The organism is Arthrobacter sp. 05N425, from assembly GCF_056397125.1.
Genome location: NZ_JBFTMU010000009.1, coordinates 38,533 through 57,161, shown reverse-complemented (window position 1 = coordinate 57,161; position 18,629 = coordinate 38,533). Strand labels below are relative to the sequence as shown.

The 18,629-nt window shown below is 69.0% G+C and carries 18 protein-coding genes and 2 riboswitches; of the genes, 7 read left to right on the top strand and 11 right to left on the bottom strand.

Going from position 1 to position 18,629, the window contains the following annotated elements; translation table 11 throughout:
• Nucleotides 1-4: 4 nt before the first annotated feature.
• From fdhD to AC1DGE_RS12715, 8 genes are all read right to left on the bottom strand, one after another.
• Entirely contained in the window at nt 5-889 is an 885-nt protein-coding gene (gene fdhD / locus AC1DGE_RS12750; RefSeq protein ID WP_476909111.1) for a formate dehydrogenase accessory sulfurtransferase FdhD, read from the bottom strand.
• A gap of 87 nt (nt 890-976) precedes the next feature.
• Complete coding sequence (locus AC1DGE_RS12745) at nt 977-2,482, bottom strand: molybdopterin-binding protein (protein WP_476893146.1); 1,506 nt, start codon at nt 2,480-2,482, stop codon at nt 977-979.
• Entirely contained in the window at nt 2,479-2,766 is a 288-nt protein-coding gene (locus tag AC1DGE_RS12740) for a DUF6457 domain-containing protein (RefSeq protein WP_349627252.1), read from the bottom strand. Before AC1DGE_RS12740 ends, AC1DGE_RS12745 begins: the two co-directional genes overlap by 4 nt.
• Entirely contained in the window at nt 2,750-3,460 is a 711-nt protein-coding gene (gene mobA / locus AC1DGE_RS12735) for a molybdenum cofactor guanylyltransferase (RefSeq protein ID WP_441418267.1), read from the bottom strand. The genes AC1DGE_RS12740 and mobA overlap by 17 nt, the downstream gene beginning before the upstream one ends.
• 64 nt (nt 3,461-3,524) lie before the next feature.
• Complete coding sequence (locus AC1DGE_RS12730) at nt 3,525-4,025, bottom strand: HNH endonuclease (RefSeq protein WP_441418266.1); 501 nt, start codon at nt 4,023-4,025, stop codon at nt 3,525-3,527.
• 244 nt (nt 4,026-4,269) lie between these two features.
• Nucleotides 4,270-5,034, bottom strand: coding sequence for an NlpC/P60 family protein (locus AC1DGE_RS12725; RefSeq protein ID WP_476917562.1), 765 nt, complete (start codon nt 5,032-5,034; stop codon nt 4,270-4,272).
• Between the two features lie 263 nt (nt 5,035-5,297).
• Nucleotides 5,298-5,456: riboswitch (cyclic di-AMP (ydaO/yuaA leader) on the bottom strand.
• A gap of 146 nt (nt 5,457-5,602) precedes the next feature.
• On the bottom strand, nt 5,603-6,421 hold the full coding sequence (locus AC1DGE_RS12720) for a M23 family metallopeptidase (protein ID WP_441418264.1): 819 nt from the start codon (nt 6,419-6,421) through the stop codon (nt 5,603-5,605).
• A 4-nt stretch (nt 6,422-6,425) separates the two neighbouring features.
• A riboswitch (cyclic di-AMP (ydaO/yuaA leader) is annotated at nt 6,426-6,645 on the bottom strand.
• A gap of 142 nt (nt 6,646-6,787) precedes the next feature.
• On the bottom strand, nt 6,788-7,480 hold the full coding sequence (locus AC1DGE_RS12715) for an iron-dependent transcriptional repressor DtxR (RefSeq protein ID WP_175322028.1): 693 nt from the start codon (nt 7,478-7,480) through the stop codon (nt 6,788-6,790).
• Nucleotides 7,481-7,795: 315 nt separating this feature from the next.
• Between AC1DGE_RS12715 and serC the strand changes: the two genes are divergently transcribed.
• A complete protein-coding gene (gene serC / locus AC1DGE_RS12710) occupies nt 7,796-8,926 on the top strand; it encodes a phosphoserine transaminase (RefSeq protein WP_476917561.1) in 1,131 nt (376 codons plus the stop codon).
• Between the two features lie 27 nt (nt 8,927-8,953).
• Here the strand turns inward: serC and AC1DGE_RS12705 are convergent, their stop codons facing one another.
• Genes AC1DGE_RS12705 through AC1DGE_RS12695 form a run of 3 tightly spaced genes read right to left on the bottom strand, consistent with a single transcriptional unit; the run spans nt 8,954 to nt 11,302 of the window.
• On the bottom strand, nt 8,954-10,303 hold the full coding sequence (locus AC1DGE_RS12705; protein WP_476917560.1) for an MFS transporter: 1,350 nt from the start codon (nt 10,301-10,303) through the stop codon (nt 8,954-8,956).
• Between the two features lie 42 nt (nt 10,304-10,345).
• On the bottom strand, nt 10,346-10,909 hold the full coding sequence (locus tag AC1DGE_RS12700) for a DUF3027 domain-containing protein (RefSeq protein ID WP_441418261.1): 564 nt from the start codon (nt 10,907-10,909) through the stop codon (nt 10,346-10,348).
• A gap of 9 nt (nt 10,910-10,918) precedes the next feature.
• A complete protein-coding gene (locus AC1DGE_RS12695; RefSeq protein WP_175322024.1) occupies nt 10,919-11,302 on the bottom strand; it encodes a cold shock domain-containing protein in 384 nt (127 codons plus the stop codon).
• A gap of 177 nt (nt 11,303-11,479) precedes the next feature.
• On the opposite strand from AC1DGE_RS12695, the gene AC1DGE_RS12690 reads away from it, so the two are divergent.
• The 6 genes from AC1DGE_RS12690 (at nt 11,480) to AC1DGE_RS12665 (ending at nt 18,620) form a co-directional block, all read left to right on the top strand.
• Nucleotides 11,480-11,713 carry a hypothetical protein gene (locus tag AC1DGE_RS12690; RefSeq protein ID WP_441418260.1) on the top strand — a complete coding sequence of 78 codons (234 nt, stop codon included), beginning with the start codon at nt 11,480-11,482 and terminating at the stop codon, nt 11,711-11,713.
• 10 nt (nt 11,714-11,723) lie between these two features.
• Nucleotides 11,724-14,228, top strand: coding sequence for a helicase-associated domain-containing protein (locus AC1DGE_RS12685; RefSeq protein ID WP_476917559.1), 2,505 nt, complete (start codon nt 11,724-11,726; stop codon nt 14,226-14,228).
• Entirely contained in the window at nt 14,225-15,871 is a 1,647-nt protein-coding gene (locus tag AC1DGE_RS12680; RefSeq protein WP_175322021.1) for a DNA repair helicase XPB, read from the top strand. Before AC1DGE_RS12685 ends, AC1DGE_RS12680 begins: the two co-directional genes overlap by 4 nt.
• Before the next feature lie 67 nt (nt 15,872-15,938).
• Nucleotides 15,939-16,649, top strand: a complete 711-nt coding sequence (locus tag AC1DGE_RS12675) for a response regulator transcription factor (RefSeq protein ID WP_175322020.1) — start codon at nt 15,939-15,941, stop codon at nt 16,647-16,649.
• A gap of 2 nt (nt 16,650-16,651) precedes the next feature.
• Nucleotides 16,652-18,202 (top strand): sensor histidine kinase, encoded by a 1,551-nt coding sequence (locus AC1DGE_RS12670; protein ID WP_476917558.1) that lies wholly within the window; start codon nt 16,652-16,654, stop codon nt 18,200-18,202.
• A gap of 130 nt (nt 18,203-18,332) precedes the next feature.
• Entirely contained in the window at nt 18,333-18,620 is a 288-nt protein-coding gene (locus AC1DGE_RS12665) for a WXG100 family type VII secretion target (protein WP_441418257.1), read from the top strand.
• Nucleotides 18,621-18,629 lie beyond the last annotated feature (9 nt).

Genomic DNA, 18,629 nt, shown 5'->3' with positions numbered 1-18,629 from the left:
GTTGTTAAGCGGGGGCGCCGCTGGCCGATGACTGCCGCATGGACACGCGTTCGTGGCCGGCGTAGACGTTCAAGGTGGTGCCACGGCTGAACCCGGCCAGGGTCATCCCGCTGTCCTCGGCGAGTTCGACGGCCAGGCTGGAGGGCGCGCTGACGGCGGCCAGCACCGGGATCCCGGCCAGCGAGGCTTTCTGCACCAGTTCGAAGGATGCCCGGCCGGAAACCTGGAGCACGGTCCCGCTCAAGGGCAGCAGGCCTTCGCGCAGCGCCCAGCCCACCACCTTGTCCACTGCGTTGTGCCGGCCCACATCCTCGCGCAGGCAGAGCAGCTCGGCCGAGCCGTCGTCGGCAATCCGGAAGAGTCCCGCCGCATGCACGCCGCCGGTGACGTCGAAAACGGCCTGGGCCTCCCTCAGCCGGTCCGGCAGCGAGGCGAGGGTCTCCACCGGCACGGTCAGCGGGTCCGCTGCCGGGCTGAAGTGCGAGGACTTGCGCACGGCGTCGATCGAGTCGGTGCCGCAGATCCCGCAGGAGCTGGAGGTGAAGAAGTTTCGCCCCGTGTCCGGCCGGACGACGTCGGGGCGCAGCTGCGCTTCGACGACGTTGAAGGTCTGAACGCCGTCCTCGTCCTCGCCGGCGCAGAAACGCAGCGAGACGAGTTGATCCGGCGTCCAGATGACGCCCTCCGAGACCAGGAACCCGGCAACAAGGTCGAAGTCGTTGCCCGGGGTCCGCATCGTGACGGAAAAGGACAGATTGCCCAGCCGGATCTCAAGCGGCTCCTCGACCGCCAACACGTCTTCCCGGTGCCGGACCGGGAACTCTAGCGCCTGCGGCGAGCCGTCCAGGACAAATTTGTGCACCTTGCGGCGCTGTGTCACGCGGCCCATAGGATACTCCTCATCAGCGTTAAGTGCGGGTTCGGCCGCCAGCTGCGGCGGCTCGCCCCTGAATCCATCATGAACTCTGTCCGGGCGTCAGCCAAGCAGACCGCTCCAGTCAACCGGACCCTCCGGTGCCGGCTTCCTGGCGGTGCGCTTGGTGGCCGGTTTGGCGGCAGCCTTCGCGGGGGCGGGCTCCGGAAGCGCGGCTCCCCACGGGAGGGCAAACGCCGGGACCGGCTCCCCCAGCTGGACGCCGTGCGGCGGGACCACCAGGATGCCGTCGGCCGCCGCCAGTCCCCGCATCATGCCCGGGCCGGTGTGCTGCGCCGGCGATGCCATCCCGTACAGCATACGGAACGGCATCAGCCTGGTCCGGCCGGGGTCGGGCTCGATCATGGTCCCGCACGGCACCTCGGTCACCGGCGGCGGCGTCCCGTGGCCCAGCGCGGCCAGCAGCGGGGCGCCAATCGTGGACAGCGCCATCATGGCGGCGAGCGGGTTCCCGGGGAGCCCGATGACGAAGCGCCCGTCCGGCAGTTCGGCCAGCACCGCGGGATGGCCCGGGCGCATGGCGATGCCATCAATCAGCAGCCTGCCGCCCAATTCCGCAACCGTGCGCCTGAGATGGTCAGTGCCGGAGCGGCCGGTGCCGCCTGTGGTGATCACGACGTCGGCCGGGAGTGTCTCGCCGGCCGACTCCGCGCCGCCCACCGGATCGTGAGCTGCGCCGGTGTCTTCGGTGTCTTCGAGCGCGGCGAGCCATTCGGCGTCGCTGTCCCCGATCTTGACCTCGCCCGCGCAGATTCCGCCGAGCATTTCCACGACGGCGCCGAGCTGCGGCCCGAACGTGTCCCGCACCTCCCCTGGCGCTGGGACGCCGGTGCTGACGACTTCGGCGCCGGTGAGCACCAGCCGCACCATCGCCTTGCCGAGGACCGGCAGGGCGTCGTGACCGGCGAGGGCGGCCAGGGCCAGGTGCGCGGGGTTGAGCACGGCGCCGGCCTTGATCAGCACCTCTCCGGCGGCGGCTTCCTCCGCGGCCTTGCGGATGTGTTCGCCGTTGCGGGGTTCCCCGGGCTTGGCGCCACCGCCCAGTTTCAGGACCGGCAGCCCGTCCTCGTCCGGGGCGATGACGCCGCTCTCGCTGCGGAGCACGGCTTTCGCACCCGGCGGGATCAGTCCTCCGGTGTTGATCGGGCTCGCCTGGTGCGGGGCCAGCCGCTGGCCCGGCTCGGCCAGGATCCACGGGCCGCTGCCGTTGACCGCCCAGCCGTCCATCGCGGAGGAGGCGTAGTGGGGCATGTCATGCAGTGCTGTCAGGTCCACGGCCAGCGTCCGGCCCAAGGCGTGCCGKAGCAGAATGGGCGAGGACGGGATGGGCACGGCGCAGTCGAAGGCCAGTTGCCGGGCTTCCTGCCAGCTGTGGGCGACATGCCGGTGCGGCGCCTCCGCGACGGCGGCGGCGCCGTCGTCGGCGTCATCGTCGTCGTGGGCGTTATTGTCGACGGAGGCGTCGGCATCCGGTGGCGCGGCGGACGGTTCGGACACGGAATCGTCGTCCTCGACGCCGCTGCTGCCGTCAGGGGGCTCCGGGGTCATGCCCCGGAAGCCTCGGCGGCGGCGTACTCCTTGGCGAGCTTCCGGGCCACGCCCATGGCGGCCTGCATTGACACGCTGTCCGGCGCCTGGCCGGATCCGGACGCCAGGCCGGCGGCGAAGCCGGCGATGAAGGTGGTCAGCGGCGCGGCCGGCCGGACGACGGAGTGGGCGGCCACACCGGCCAGCCCCAGCACTTCGTTGATGTCGATCTCGACATCTTCGAGCTCAAGGGCCTGGAGCAGCGCACGGCACCAGTCTTCAAGCGTTTCATCCTGGCTCTTCACCGTTTGCCTCCAAAGTTGAGTTGGGCCCCAGCGCCCCGGACTGGCCCGGACCGGGCGTGGACACCCCCATGGCGGAGGCGTCGTCCCAAGTGTCCACATCATCGGTGGAACCCGACGGAACCGGAACCTGCCGCAGCTCAAGACTAGCAAGGAGGGAGAACACTGAGCCCCCCTCGAGGGCGTTCCGCCGCGCCGCGTCGGCGACGGCGCGTTCTAGCGCGGCCGTGCCATAAAGTCCCACGAGGGGTTGCAGGCGGCCGTCCGCCGAAACGGCCACGAACCCGTCGACGGGGCCGGCCGCGGCGTCACCCGGGGCATTGGCGAGGACATCAGCCAGTGCGTCGAGCAAGGCGCGGACGGCGTCGGCCACGCGGGGCATGTCGCAGGCCAGCACGAGGGTCAGCGAGGCCGCGCCGGCTGCGGCGGGCTCGCCGCGCCCAACGGCGGCCAGGGCGGAAAGGCCGGCGGCAATCGCGGCGGCGGGTCCGCCAAACGGCGGGTCCTCGCGACAGCCGAGCACATCTGGTGGGAGGTCGCCGGGGTCGGGGCCGACGACGACGGTCCGGCGGGCGCCCCGGGCAGCCTGCAGTGACCGACTTAGCAGGGTGCCGCCGTCGACCGTCAGCCGGGCCTTGGGTACGCCGCCAAGCCTGGCGGACCGGCCCCCGGCGAGTACAACAGCGTCAAATTCCACCAGCCCAGCCTAGCCGCATCGGCCTCACCGCGGCCGGGTCAGCCCGCGACGCCGGTGCGCCTGCTCAGTGCGCCTTTTCGGGGAGCAGGAACGGATCCCAGGCGGGCGTCGGCTTCTCCAGTTCCTTGATCTGCCAGATCGTGCCCTTCGGCGGCCCGGGAACGAAGCCCAGTTTCCAGCCCATTTCGGCGGGCGTGTGGTCTCCCTTGGCGTTGTTGCAGCGCAGGCAGGCCGCCACCAGGTTCTCCCAGGAATCCGCCCCGCCCCGCGACTTGGGGTGGACATGGTCGATGGTGTGGGCAGCCTTGCCGCAGTAGGCGCAACGGTGGTTGTCCCTGCGGAGCACTCCCCTGCGGCTCACGGCCGTCAGGGTGTTGTAGCGCGGCCTGATGTACCGGTTAAGCAGGATCACCGTCGGTCGGCCGAGGATATCCTGCGGGCCCACCACGGGGTCATCCCCCTCGGCCACCACGCTGGCCTTCCCGGTCAGTACAAGCACCAGCGCCCGGCGGAAGGTGACTACCGCCAGCGGTTCATATCCAGCATTCAGAACGAGAGTGCGCATCCGCATACCTCTTCACGGCCGCACCCGCCAGGGGCACGAGGGCCGGCTGCCCTGTGCATGGTCGGGCTATGGATCGACACCACAAGAGTAAACACCGAACGCCCGGATTGCCGAATTTTTCTTTCCCCGGGCTTCCTGGCCGCGCCTCGGCGGTCGGGCGCGAACGAGCCGCAAACTGCAAAGGACCCCTGCCGCGAGGGCAGGGGTCCTTCACAAAGCTTCAGGCGTTAGACGCGCCTAAGTCCTAGCCGCCGACGCGGATGAAGACCGGGCCGGAGCCCACGTTGACGCTGTACAGCGCGGTGGTGCCGCCGTTCCAACCGCCATGGACGGCCATGCCGTTGCCGACGTAAACGGCGATGTGGGCCATGCCCATGCCGCCGTTCTGGTAGTAGGCGAGGTCGCCCGGCTGGGCCTCGGCGGCGCTCACGGTGCGGCCCAGGGACAGGTAACCCGCCGGCCAGCCGTGGTAGTGGACGCCGACTGCGGCCAGCGCGTTGGTGGCCAGCATGGTGCAGTCCTGGGAGACACCGATCTGTGCGTAGGCAGCAGCGGCGATCGAAGCGCCCATGCCGCTGACGGCGGCCGGAGCCTTGGTGGCCAGCGATGCGGTAACCGCGGTGCCGGTACCAGTTCCGGTACCGGTGACGGCGGTGTCCGCTTCCTGGACGTTGACGACGGGCTTGACCGCCTCGACAACCGGAGCCGGCGCGGTGGTGACAGCAGGCTTCTCGTAGGAGATCGCGATGCTGGAGGCCGCGGAGATCGTGGCCGGTGCGTTGGACTGTACTTCCATGGCCGAAGCGGAAGTCGATTCACGCTGAACGTTGGTCTCGGCAGCGTTGGCTGCGATACCACTGGTCAGGACCAGGCCGGAGGCTGCGGCGATAACCGCGGCCTGGCGACCCATACCACCGGCGTTGTCGCCGACGGCCTTAGCAATGACAGCCAGCGAGTTGGTCTTGGTGACCTCCGCGCGGTGGCGTGCAATGGTTGCACGAGTAGTCATTCAGTTCTCTCTTTCGTGATCCTTGGGTCCGCGCTGCTTGCAGGCGGGACTGAGGACGCTCCGGCATCTTGGGGGTACGCCGGATCGCCCCGAAACGGGTTTCTTAGCGAAGGGTGTACTGCGAAGACGCGCCAAAAGCGGGAACTGCGTTGTGTGATCCAGTCCGGGCGCCGGCAAGGGCGGCACGGAGCATGGAATTCAGCGGGCTCAACTGAGCCTCGCCAGCGCGAGAACGCGCAGCATTGTGGCGTGAAGACACGAAAGTAGCCTCTCCCAATGCCTACGAGGTGAGCTGTCGGATTCGGATGGGAGTCACCCGGCCGCGCTGCTTCCTGGGAAGCTTTGCGACTTAACCCCAAGGTCTTCTTGCGAAGACCAAAATTGGTTCCCCCGCCCCTGCCAGACGATGTCATGCGAACGGACCTTGAGCGGTGGCAGAGTTAGGCAATCCACTCAAGAGCGCCAACTTCGGAGAAGTTGGCGTGCTTCATACGGTACAGCAGTTGGGACTCAATGTCACATTCAGATCACGGCGTGTCACAGAAATGCGAGTGGTCCCTCGGCTTGGCTAAAGCCAGCCGAGCGGGTCAACAACTTCCCCGTTGACCATCACCTCGAAGTGGAGGTGGCAGCCGGTGGAGGCGCCGGTGGTCCCGCTCATCGCCACCACATCGCCACGTGAGACCTGCTGGCCCACGTGGACGTCGGACGACGACAAGTGGTTGTACGTGGTCTCCAGGCCGTTGCCATGGTCGATCACGACCCGGTTGCCGCCCCCGTAGGGGTGCCAGCCGGAAAAGGTTACGGTGCCGCTCGCGGCGGCATGTACAGGAGTGCCGCACTGGGCCGCGTAGTCCTGGCCCCGGTGGAATTCCCCGACGGCTCCCGTGATGGGACTGACCCGGTAGCCGAACGGCGAGGCCGTGACCATGGAATCCAGCGGCGCCCCGAGGCTGCCCGCGGAGGCTGCCCGGGTGATGCTGCCGACGGACTGCGCGCTCAGCAACTGCTTGAGCTTGCTGTCCGGGTCACCCTTGGTGGTGACGGCCGTGCGGTTGAAGTTGATTTCGGCGGCCGGGGCCTTGACCTCGGGCTGGGCCGCCGCGGAAACCGAACCGGACCTGGCCGCATCGGTGGCCATCACGGGGCCGGTGGCCGGAACTGTAACGGTGAGGACCAAACCCGTGGCGGCCAGGGCAATGCCTGCCTTCTGCCCCACGCCGCTGACAGCGGCGAAGTCTGTTACCTGACGGAACGCGCTGCGCCGGCCGCGGCGCGCTTCGCGGTGCGCGTCACGCGGGCGCTCGTCGAGGACGACGGCGGCCGGGCGTGGCTCCGGAGCGGGACCGGTCGCACGACGGCGGCCCCTGACGGTCTGGGTGGTCAAGAACGGTTCCTCTCTGGATAGCCTGCGAAGTTAGCTGTCGGATTCGGGTCAGAGAGATCAAAGACCCGGTCCGCCGGTGCAAGCATCCAGACGCAGGGGCATCCACGGAGGTCCCAGTTTGAATTGCTTGCCGCTAGCGGACTTCACCCCAAGGCTGTTGAATCAACAGCCGGTTGTGGTTCCCCCGCCTCTGCCAGAAGGTGAATCGCCGGCTGATCCGCTGGCAGAGCTCGGCTCCGGATCAGATAACGCTTTAGTATCAGTGCTAGTCATCAACTATAGGGGATTAAGGCAGGCGGTAATAATTCCGTTATCTCGCCTGTGCACAACTTACCGGCTGTCCGGCGGAAGGATTTTGACGCCAGGTTACCCGAGCGTGACGAACACATGGGCGGCGACCTCGGGAGGCAGCTCGAGGGCGCCTTCAATGTCGGGGACCCGGACCGAGATGTACTCCCCCACCCGCTCCAGCGACACCCTGGCGCCCGGACGGATTCCGCCCTCGTCCAGCTGGACCAGCAGCTCCGGCTCGACCTGGATCGGCTCGGCCAGCCGGCTCACGGTGATCCGCGAGTCGGCGCCGTAGCCGGCCATGGCGTCAAGCAGGTTGACCACGGCGCCGCGGTCCGGCGTCGGAAGCCCGCCCAGTTCGGCGAGTCCGGGAATCGGGTTCCCGTAGGGGGACACGGTCGGGTGGTCCAGCATTTCGAAAATGCGGCGCTCGACCCGTTCGCTCATCACGTGCTCCCAGCGGCACGCTTCCTCATGGACGTAGGCCCAGTCGAGCCCGATCACGTCGGCAAGTAGCCGTTCGGCCAGGCGGTGCTTGCGCATGACCTCGATGGCGCGCTTCCGGCCCGTTTCGGTCAGTTCAAGGTGCCGGTCGCCGGAGACAACCACGAGGCCGTCGCGCTCCATGCGGCCGACGGTCTGGGAAACGGTGGGGCCGGAGTGACGAAGCCGCTCGGCGATGCGGGCGCGGAGGGCGATGATGTTCTCTTCTTCAAGTTCCAGGATGGTCCGGAGATACATCTCGGTGGTATCGATCAGATCCGTCATTCAGCTCAGCTCCTCGAGCGCCGTCCTTGCGTCATTCCCACCGTACAGCGTGCGGGTTGCGCCCTGGCGAGATCCGCCGTACGTCACCGCACAGCCTAGCCTATTTTGAATTAGTCCGGATAATCTGTGGGCTGCCGCGCGGACCTGTGGACTACGCCCCGCCCGGCGCCGGGTCGCCGTCTCAATGACCGGACTATGACGGGCTTTATTCCCACCCGCGTGGGGCCGTCGGGCAGAATAAATAGCGGGTCCCGGTCACGCCCGGCAGAGCCCGTCCAAGCCACGCCACACACCCAGCCGAAAATTGGAGCCCCTGTGAGCGACACCAGCATCACCATCCCCGCGAACCTCCTGCCCAAGGACGGCCGGTTTGGCGCCGGCCCGTCGAAGGTCCGGCCGGAGCAGATGGAGGCCCTGTCTGCGGCGGCGGCGACGCTGCTGGGGACCTCGCACCGCCAGGCCCCGGTCAAGAACCTCGTGGGATCGGTCCGGAGCGGACTGAGCGACTTCTTCCGCGCCCCGGAGGGCTACGAGGTCATCCTCGGCGTCGGCGGGTCCACGGCGTTCTGGGACATTGCCAGCTTCGGCCTCGTGGAAAACAAGGCGCAGCACCTATCTTTCGGCGAATTCGGCTCGAAGTTTGCCGCGGCCACCAACAAGGCACCGTTCCTGGCCGAGTCCTCGATCATCAAATCCGAGCCCGGCACCCGACCCGAGGCGCGGGCCGAGGCCGGCGTCGATGCCTACGCGTGGCCGCAGAATGAGACCTCCACCGGTGTCGCCGCGCCGGTCAAGCGCGTGGCCGGCGCCGATGCAGGCTCCCTCGTGCTGGTGGATGCCACCTCCGCGGCCGGCGGCCTGGACGTGGACGTCGCCGAGGCCGACGTCTACTACTTTGCCCCGCAGAAGAACTTCGCCTCCGACGGCGGCCTCTGGCTTGGACTGTTCTCCCCGGCGGCTTTGGAGCGCGCGGCCCGGATCAAGGCCGGCGGCCGCTGGATCCCGGACTTCCTGGACCTCCAGACCGCGATCGACAACTCGCGGCTGAACCAGACCTACAACACTCCGGCGCTGGCCACCCTCGTGACCCTGGACGCGCAGGTGCAGTGGCTCAACGCCAACGGCGGCCTCGACTTCGCCGCCGCCCGCACCGCCGACTCGGCCGGACGCATCTACCGCTGGGCCGAGGCCTCCGCCTACGCCACGCCGTTCGTAGCCAGGGCCGAGGACCGGTCCAACGTGATTGCCACCATCGACTTCGACGACTCGATCGACGCCTCCGCCATCGCCAAGGTCCTGCGCGCCAACGGGATCGTGGATACCGAGCCGTACCGCAAGCTGGGACGGAACCAGCTGCGCATCGCCACCTTCGTGGCGATCGAACCCGACGACGTCTCCGCACTGCTCGAGTGCATCGACTTCGTCGTCGGCGAGCTCAAGAAGTAGCCACCGCGGCGTCCCTTCCGGGACGCGTCAGCGGTCGACGGCGTCGTCCGGGTCTTCCTCCCGGGCGGCGCCGCCGGTCGCCGAGCCGCCGGTCGCCGAGCCGCCGGTCACAGAGCTGCCGGGGACGACCCGGAAATACCGCAGGCCCCGCGCACGCCGGTTGAAGGCGATCCGCAGCTGCTTGGCCCGGACAATCCAGAGTATGCCGATCAGTGCCGCGATCAGCCCGGAGGCCGCCGCCACCCCCATGGACCAGCGCGCGCCGGCGACGTTCGCCACCCAGCCGACCAGCGGTGCGCCGATCGGGGTGCCGCCCATGAAGATCGCCATATACAAGGCCATCACGCGGCCGCGCATCACCGGGTCCGTGGTGGTCTGGACGTAACCGTTGGCGCTGGTCATCATGGTGATCGCGAAGAGGCCGACCGGCACCAGCGCGACGCCGAACCAGAAGTAGTCCGGCGCCAGCGCGGCGAGGCCGGAGGTCAGGCCGAAGGCGCCGGCCGCGCCGAAGATCACGCGCATGCGCGGCCGGCCCCGCCCGGCCGAGAGCAGCGCTCCGGCGACTGAACCGATCGCCATGATCGAGTTCATCAGGCCGAAGGCGCCGGCATCGAGGCCGAATTCGGTGCCGACCATGGCAGCGATAAAGAGGACGAAGTTCAGCCCCAGGGTTCCCACGATGAACACCGCCACCAGCACCACCACAATGTCCGGCCGGAAACGCACGTAGCGCAGGCCCTCGCGGATCCGGCCCTTCCCGGCCGGCGCCCGGGGCAGCTGGCGCAGCGAGGCGGCGGGGATTTTGGCCAGGCTCAGGAGCAGCGCCAGGAACGTGACGGTGTTGACCAGGAAGACCCAGCCGGGCCCGATGGCCACGGTGAGCAGGCCGGCGACGGCCGGGCCGATCATCCGGGCCACGTTGAACGAGGCGCTGTTGAGGGCAACGGCGTTGGGCAGGTAGTCGTCGCGCACCAGTTCGGAGACAAAGGTCTGGCGCACCGGGGCGTCCAGGGCGGAGACCACGCCCAGCAGCAGGGCGAATATGTAGACGTGCCAGAGCTGCGCGGCCCCGGACAGCACCAGGGCACCGAGCGCTGCGCTCAACACGGCCATGGAGGACTGTGTCAGGACCAGCAGCTGCTTGCGGTTGAAGCGGTCGGCGACCAGCCCGGCGACGGGGGCGAGGAAGAGCTGTGGTCCCAGCTGCAGGGCCATCGTGATGCCCATGGCGCCGGCGTCCTGGGCACTCAGATGGTCAAAGACCAGCCAGTCCTGCGCGGTGCGCTGCATCCAGGTCCCGATATTGGAGATCAGGGCGCCGATGAACCAGATCCGGTAGTTCAGGATGTGCAGCGATTTGAAGGTGGACCTCATGTCCCGACCTTCCGCTGCACGCTCCCGAACGGCCCCAAACCGTTAGTCGACCTCGACGGCGGACTCGTCCTGGACCGCTCCAGCGTCGGTTCCTGCTTCGGCAGGCTCTGCCTGCGCCTCCGCGGCACCGTCGTCGGCGGTCTCATCCGACGCAGCCGCGGCGGCGGGAGCTTCGGCGGCCTCGTCCTGCTGCGCATCTTCCGGGCGCACGCGTTCGGCCCACGGAACCCACTCCGGGGCCAGGATGGAATCCTCGGAGGGCAGCAGGCCCAGCTCATCCACCGTCACGGTCTTGGAGCGCGAATTGCGGGTCAGCACCGCGTACCACTGCCAACCGCCGTAGCCGGGCAGCTTGGACTCGAAGAGGTGCGTGACCAGGCGGTCGCCTTCGCTCTTCGCGCCCAGGTGCCGGCCGATCTGCTCTGCCGGCGCGATGCCTTCCACGGCGGCACGGGCCACATCGACGGACGCGGCCAGGAAGGCGTCGGGCTTGCCGACGCGCCACACGGGCACGCCGTAGCGCGGCTTGGATCCTGCTTTGGCGCCGGCGGCCTTGGCGGCCGCACCGGCCGCCGCGGCGGCGTTCTGTTCAGGTTCCGTTGTCATCGCAGAGCCTTACGCGTCCAGCTCGTCGGCGACCTTACGAAGCGCGACGGCGATCGCCTTGGCCTTGTTGCCTTCCGGGTACTTGCCCGCGGACAGCGTTCCCGAGAGGTTGTCCAGCACGCTGACGAGATCCTGCACCAGCGGTGCGAGGTCCTTGGCGCTGGGTCGCTTGGCCTTGGCGATCGACGGGGTCTTGTCCAGCACCCGCAGGCCCAGGGCCTGGGCTCCCTTGCGGCCGTCGGCGACGCCGAATTCCACCCGGGTTCCGGCTTTGAGCTCGGTTACGCCCTCGGGCAGCGCCGACTTGGGCAGGAAGACCTCCTGGCCGTCTTCGCCTGCGAGGAATCCGAAGCCCTTTTCCTTGTCATACCACTTGACCTTGCCGGTAGGCACGTAATCAACCTTCTTCGTTCTGCGGGGACGCGGCCGGCGGTCACCGCATCCGCATGGATATGCGGGTTCAGGGTGTGACTGCCCGGACCGTGTTGGTCTGTTCCTCCAAGGTTATCCTGCCTTGGCCACTTTGACGGCTTGAGGCGCGGGCGAAGCCGGGCTGTTAGCGTTGCCTCCATGACACCACAGCGCTTCCGGCGGCCCCTCTTGATTCTTGCGGCCACCGTTGCCGCGCTCTCGCTGGCCGCCGTCGGAGCCGTCATGGTCATGGCCTTCAACAACACGGTGGCGCCGGCCTGGGTCACGTCGACCGCGCTCTACGGGCTGCCCGTGGCGTTCCTGCTCATGCTCGCCCTGGTGGTCGACGCCGTCGCTGCCCGGCGCCGGACACCCGGGCACGGCGGAAGGTAGCGTTGGACTGATGTCCCTCATCCGCGCGCTCAGCAAGGAACTGCAGTCCCGCAGCGACGACTCGTTGCGGGCCCTGTTCTCCGCGCGGCCGGACCTGATTTCCCCGCCGGTGCCGGATTTCTCCGCCCTCGCCGCCCGGGCCAGCGGCCGGGTCAGTGTGCAACGGGCGCTGGAACGGCTGAACCGTCCGCAAATGCAGGTGCTCGAAACCCTGCACCTGTGCACCAACACGGACACCGGACACAGCGCGTCCGCCGCGACGCTCAAGCGCCTGATCAACGGCTCTTCCGTCGCCGCGCTGGACCGGCTGCTGCACTCCCTGCAGGAACCGGCGCTTGTGCACCGGGCCGACCCCCCGCACGGCGCCAGCCAGGCCACGGCCCGGCAGCGCCATTACCTCCCGGTCGGCAGCCTCAAGGACGTCATCGGCATCTACCCGGCGGGACTGGGACGCAGCTACACGGAGCTCGTCCGGCTCCAGCCCGCCTTCGCGCAGCGTGTGGTGCAGCTGGTCGGCGAGCTCCACCACACCGGCGCCGACATCGCCCCCGCCAGCACCCCGATGGAGGCGGCGCTGTCGCTGCAGCACTGGACCGCGTCGCCGGAGGCCCTGCAAGCGATCCTGGCCACCGCACCTGAGCGCACGACCGCGCTCCTCGCCCGCTTCGGAAACTGGGCCATGGGCGCGGTGCCCCAGGCGCAGCGCCGCGCGTCCGTGCTGAACGAGGGCTCCGACGTCGGGCCCGTCGACTGGCTGCTGGCCCGCGGGCTGCTGGTGCCGCTGGACGCCGCCCACGTGGAGCTCCCGCACAGCGTGGGCGTCTCGCTCCGGGGGGGCTTCGTCATTGAGCACTTCGCGCTCAGCCCGCCGGTGCCGAGACTGGGACAGACCAGCGCTTCGCTGCGCCGCAATGCCGCGCTCGGCGCCATCGCCGAAACCCTGCGGCTGACCGGCGAACTGCTGTACGCCGTGCGCGAGCAGCCGCTCGCCACGTTGCGCAGCGGCGGTGTGGGCATCCGGGAAATGAAGCGCCTCGCCGACGCCCTCCGAATCGGGCTGCATGAGGCCGGCGTCCTCGCCGAGCTGTGCGCCCTCTCCGGGCTGCTCCGCCTGGACGTGGACAGCTCCGCCTGGATCCAGGCGCCGCAGCTGGAATGGCTGACGCTGCCCCGGCAGGAGCAGTGGCTGTGGCTGGTCAACGCCTGGCTTGCCAGCGAACGGGTCCCGTCGCTGGTCGGACAGCCGGTCAGCGGCGTCGCCACCGCGCAGGCGCACCGCGGCACCGCCGGCAGCGCCATCAATGCCCTCTCCGCGGAGGCGCAGCGGCCGGACGCCCCCGTGGTCCGGAAACGGATCCTGGAAATCCTCAACGAACTCACCCAGGAGGCGGCCGCGGCCGACGGGGAGGCGCCGGTGCTGGACGCCGCCGCCGTGTTGGAACGGGCCGACTGGTCGCAGCCGCGGATGGCGCGGCGCTTCAGTTCGCTCATCCAGGGCGTCCTCGCCGAAGCCGAAATGCTGGGCCTGGTCGGCTCGGGCGCCCTCAGCCAGATCGGGGCGGCGATCGCCGTCGAACAGCCCGACGAAGCCCTGGCCATCCTCGGCGAGCACCTGCCGGCTGCGCTGAACCACGTGCTGCTCCAGGCGGACCTGACCGCCGTCGCCCCCGGCTACCTGGACCCGGAACTGAGCGAGAAACTCCTGACCATGGCCGACGCGGAGGGCCAGGGGCCTGCCACCATCTACCGCTTTTCCGTGGCGTCCGTCCGGCGCGCCCTGGACGCCGGGCAGGACGCCGGGGCACTGATGGACTTCCTGCGCGAGCACTCGGCCACCGCCGTGCCCCAGCCGCTGCAGTACCTCATCGAGGACACCGCCGCGCGCCACGCCCGGCTCCGGGTGGGCCCGGCCGCCAGCTTCATCCAGAGCGAGGATGAAACAGCCCTGCTGGAGCTGCTCAACACCCCCGCGGCGTCCGGGCTGGGCCTGGTCCGGATCGCCCCGACCGTGCTGGTCTCGCACGCCGCACCCCGGGAAGCCGCCCAGCTGCTGCGCGGGCTGGGCCTGTCCCCCGCGGTGGAGGAAACCGGTTCGGCCACCGTCCGGCYGCGCCGCAGCACCGCGGCGCCAGGCAGCGTCCGGCCGGTCTACACCGCCCCGCGCACCGCTCCGGCGGACGCCGACGTCGACGCCCAGCTCGCGGTGCTGCGCGACGGCGGTTCGCCTTCCTCCTTCTCCGATGCCGCCGCCCCCGGAAGCCGCGGGGCCGGGGCGGGCGGCGGCGAGGCCGCGACGCAACTGGGCCTGGAGACCCTGCAGAAGGCCATCCGGCTCAAGCAGCGGGTGGTGATGAACATCGTGGACAGCCTGGGGAATGCCACCCGCGAAACCGTTGTTCCGGTAGCAGTGAATGGCGGGCGTGTGCGCGTGTTCGATCCGGCCAAGGAAACCGAACGTGTCCTGTCCATCCACCGGATCATTGATGTTGAAACCACAGAGGAATTGCTCCAGTGAATGACGGACCGCTGATCGTCCAGAGTGACAAGACCATCCTGCTGGAAGTGGACCACGAACAGGCCACCGAGGCGCGCCATGCAATCGCGGCCTTCGCCGAGCTGGAGCGCGCCCCCGAGCATGTCCACAGCTACCGCCTCACGCCGCTGGGACTTTGGAACGCCCGGGCCGCCGGGCTGGACGCCGAACAGGTCTTGGATACGCTGCTCAAGTACTCCCGGTTCCCGGTGCCGCACTCGCTGCTGATTGACATCGAAGAGACCATGTCCCGTTACGGCCGGCTGCGGCTGGAGAAGGATCCGCAGCACGGCCTCGTGATGCGCACCTCCGACTATCCGGTCCTCGAAGAAGTCAGCCGCGCCAAGAAGATCGCTCCGTTGTTGGGGCCGCGGATCGATGCCGAGACCGTGGTGGTGCACTCCTCCCAGCGCGGCCAGCTCAAGCAGCTGCTGCTGAAGATCGGCTGGCCTGCGGAGGACTTCGCCGGCTACGTGGACGGCACGCCGCACCCCATCATGCTCAACGAAACCGGCTGGAAGCTCCGCCCGTACCAGCAACTGGCCACGGAGAACTTCTGGGCCGGCGGCAGCGGCGTCGTCGTGCTTCCCTGCGGGGCCGGCAAGACCCTGGTGGGTGCCGCCGCGATGGCCACGAGTTCCACCACCACGCTGATCCTGGTGACCAACACGGTGTCCGCGCGGCAGTGGAAGGACGAGCTGCTCAAGCGGACCTCGCTCACCGAGGAGGAGATCGGCGAATACTCCGGTTCCGTCAAGGAAGTCCGCCCCGTCACGATCGCCACGTACCAAGTGCTCACCACCAAGCGCGGCGGGCTGTACCCGCACCTGGAACTGGTCGACGGCAACGACTGGGGCCTCATCATCTACGACGAGGTCCACCTGCTCCCGGCGCCGATCTTCCGGATGACCGCGGACCTGCAGGCGCGCCGCCGCCTCGGGTTGACCGCCACCCTGGTCCGCGAGGACGGCCGCGAGGGAGAGGTGTTCAGCCTGATCGGACCCAAGCGCTACGACGCCCCGTGGAAGGACATCGAGGCGCAGGGCTACATCGCCCCTGCGGACTGCGTTGAGGTCCGGGTCGACCTCCCCCGGGACGAACGGGTGGCCTATGCCATGGCCGAGGACGCCGACAAGTACCGGCTCTGCGCGACGTCCGAGACCAAGACCGGGATCGTGGAGCGGCTTGTGGCGGAACACGCCGGCGAGCAGCTGCTCGTGATCGGGCAGTACATCGACCAGCTGGACGAGATCGGCGAGCGCCTGCAGGCGCCGGTGATCAAGGGCGACACCTCGGTCAAGGAGCGCCAGCGGCTCTTCGACGCATTCCGCGCCGGGGAGGTCCAGACCCTTGTGGTGTCCAAGGTCGCCAACTTCTCCATCGACTTGCCGGAGGCCTCGGTGGCGATCCAGGTTTCCGGTTCCTTCGGCTCACGCCAGGAGGAGGCGCAGCGGCTGGGACGCCTGCTGCGTCCCAAGCAGGACGGCCGGGCCGCGCGGTTCTACTCGCTCGTGGCCAGGGACACCCTGGACCAGGACTTTGCCGCGAAACGCCAGCGCTTCCTGGCCGAGCAGGGCTACGCCTACCGGATCATGGACGCCAAGGACGTCGGCGCAGGCAACTAGCAGACGCCCATTCAACACACATCCGCCTTTCAGAAAACTCACAGAGTCTGGGAGCATCATGGGAACCATGAAAAAGAACGGTCCCGAAGCCAAGCTGCTCGTCGTCGATGATGAACCCAACATCCGCGAGCTGCTTTCTACCTCGCTGCGCTTCGCCGGGTTCGAAGTCGTCTCCGCAGGTACCGGCCGCGATGCCCTCGCCGCCGCGGAGCTCCACTCCCCGGACCTCGCCGTCCTCGACGTGATGCTGCCGGACATGGACGGGTTCACCGTCACCCGCCGGCTGCGCGCCGCGGGCAAGCATTTCCCGGTGCTGTTCCTGACCGCCAAGGACGACACCGAGGACAAGGTCACCGGCCTTACCGTCGGCGGCGACGACTACGTCACCAAACCGTTCAGCCTCGACGAGGTGGTGGCCCGCATCCGCGCCGTGCTGCGCCGCACCCAGCCGCTGCAGGACGACGACGCCGTCATCCGGGTCGACGATCTTGAGCTCGACGACGACGCCCATGAGGTGCGCCGCGGCGGCACAGTGATCGAGTTGTCCCCCACCGAGTTCAAGCTGCTGCGCTACCTCATGCTCAACCCGAACCGGGTGCTCTCCAAGGCCCAGATCCTGGACCACGTCTGGGAGTACGACTTCAACGGCGACGCCTCGATCGTGGAGTCCTACATCTCCTACCTCCGGCGCAAGGTGGACATCGACCCCGCGGCGCCGGCCCTGATCCAGACGAAGCGGGGCGTCGGCTACGTGCTCCGGACGGCTGAGAAGCGCTGACCTTGCTGCACCGATGGAAGGCGGCATCGCTGCGGTCGCAGCTGGTCGCCATCATGATGGCCCTGATGCTCGTGGCCCTCACCGCCACGGGCGCGGGCACGCTTGCCCTGCTGCACAGCTATCTGCAGGGCCAGGTCGATGACAAGCTCAAGGCCGCCGTGGGATCGGCCCGGCAGCAGCAATCCTTCAGCCAGCTGCAGGACCAGAACCCGAACGTCCCCACCGACTATTCGCTGATGCTTTTCAGCCCGGGCCAGTCCGCCTACGTGTTCGGCGGCAGCAAGGGCTCACGGCCGGCCATCAGCAGCATCGCGCCGCAGGAGGCCCACGACCGCGGCGAGGTTCCGTTCCAGGTCCGCGGCACCGACGGGCGGAACTGGCGGGTGGTGGCCGTCAACGTGCTGGACGGCAACCAGCGCGCCGCCGTCGTCGTGATCGGACTGCCGCTGTATCCGGTGGATTCGGTGATGGAGCACGCCGCGCTCGTGGTGGTCGGCGTCGGGCTGCTGACCCTGGTGCTGGCCTTCTTCATTGCCACCTGGACCGTCACCCGGTCCTTCCGGCCGCTGGCGCGGGTGGAAAAGACCGCGGCCGCCATCGCCGCGGGCGACCTCTCGCGGCGCGTGGAAGTCGAGAACCCCGACACCGAGGTCGGCCGGCTCAGCCGGTCCCTCAACGCCATGCTGGCGCATATCGAGTCGGCCTTTGCCGCCAGGATGGCCTCCGAGGAGAGGATGCGCCGCTTCGCCGCCGACGCGTCCCACGAACTGCGCACCCCGCTGGTCACAATCCGCGGCTTCTCGGAGCTGTACCGGCACGGCGCCCTGGCCACGCCGGAGGACGTCGCCACCGCGATGGGCCGGATCGAGAGCGAGGCCAAGCGGATGGGTGCGATGGTGGAAGACCTGCTGCTGCTGGCCCGGATCGACGAACAGCGCCCGCTGCAGCAGAAGCCGGTGGACCTGCTGCTGCTGGCCCATGACGCCGTGGTTGACACCCAGGCCAGCGACCGCAGCCGGGTGATCTCGCTCCGGGGCCTCGACGGCGGCGCGGGGGCGTCGGCCCCGGTGATGGGCGACGAGGCGAAGCTGCGCCAGGTGGTCGGCAACCTCGTGGGCAACGCCCTGCGCTACACCCCGGATGGCACCCCGATCGAGCTCGCCGTGGGGGTGCGGTCCGACGCCGACGGGACGCGCCGCTCCGTGATCGAAGTCCGCGACCACGGGCCGGGTGTCTCGGAGGACGAAGCGGCCCGGATCTTTGAACGCTTTTACCGTGCGGACACTTCCCGGACCAGGGAGACCGGCGGCAGCGGCCTCGGACTGGCAATCGTGGCGGCCATCGTCGGCTCGCACTCGGGCTCGGTCCGTGTCCAGCCGACCGAGGGCGGCGGCGCCACCCTGGTGGTCAGCCTCCCGTTCCTGGCCGAAGCGGAGCCGCCGGAGGCCGAGACAGCAGAAGCGGAGCTGAAAGGCGCTGGGTCCGGCGCTGGGTCCGGCGCTAATGCGGGCGTGGAGCCTGGCCTGGGGTCGGGCGGCGCGGCGCGCGGGTAACCCTTTTACGCTGGTCGGGTTTTCCACATAGGGGGCTTCTCCGCTGGGGCAGGCCGCAGCGCCTTCCTAGGCTGACGGTGTCCGGAAAATCCGGACATCCTCATCCCCGGCACCCGTGAAAGGCCCTCCAGTGAGCATCATTTCCGTCGATACCGAACTGCTCCAGCTCAAGTCCGCCAACGTCCAGGCCACGGTGGAAAGAATCAGCGCCGACGTGCAGGCCATGAGGCACGGGCTGGACGAACTGCAGGCGAGCTGGCGCGGGTCGGCCGCCACCAATTTCCAGGCCCTGCTTGCAGAATGGACCCTGACCCAGGGCAAGGTCGAGGCCTCCCTGGCTTCGATCAATCTCGCGCTCAAATCCGCCGCGGCCAGCTACGCCCAGGCCGAGCTGAGCAACGCCCAGCGGTTCAGCTAGCGGCGGAGG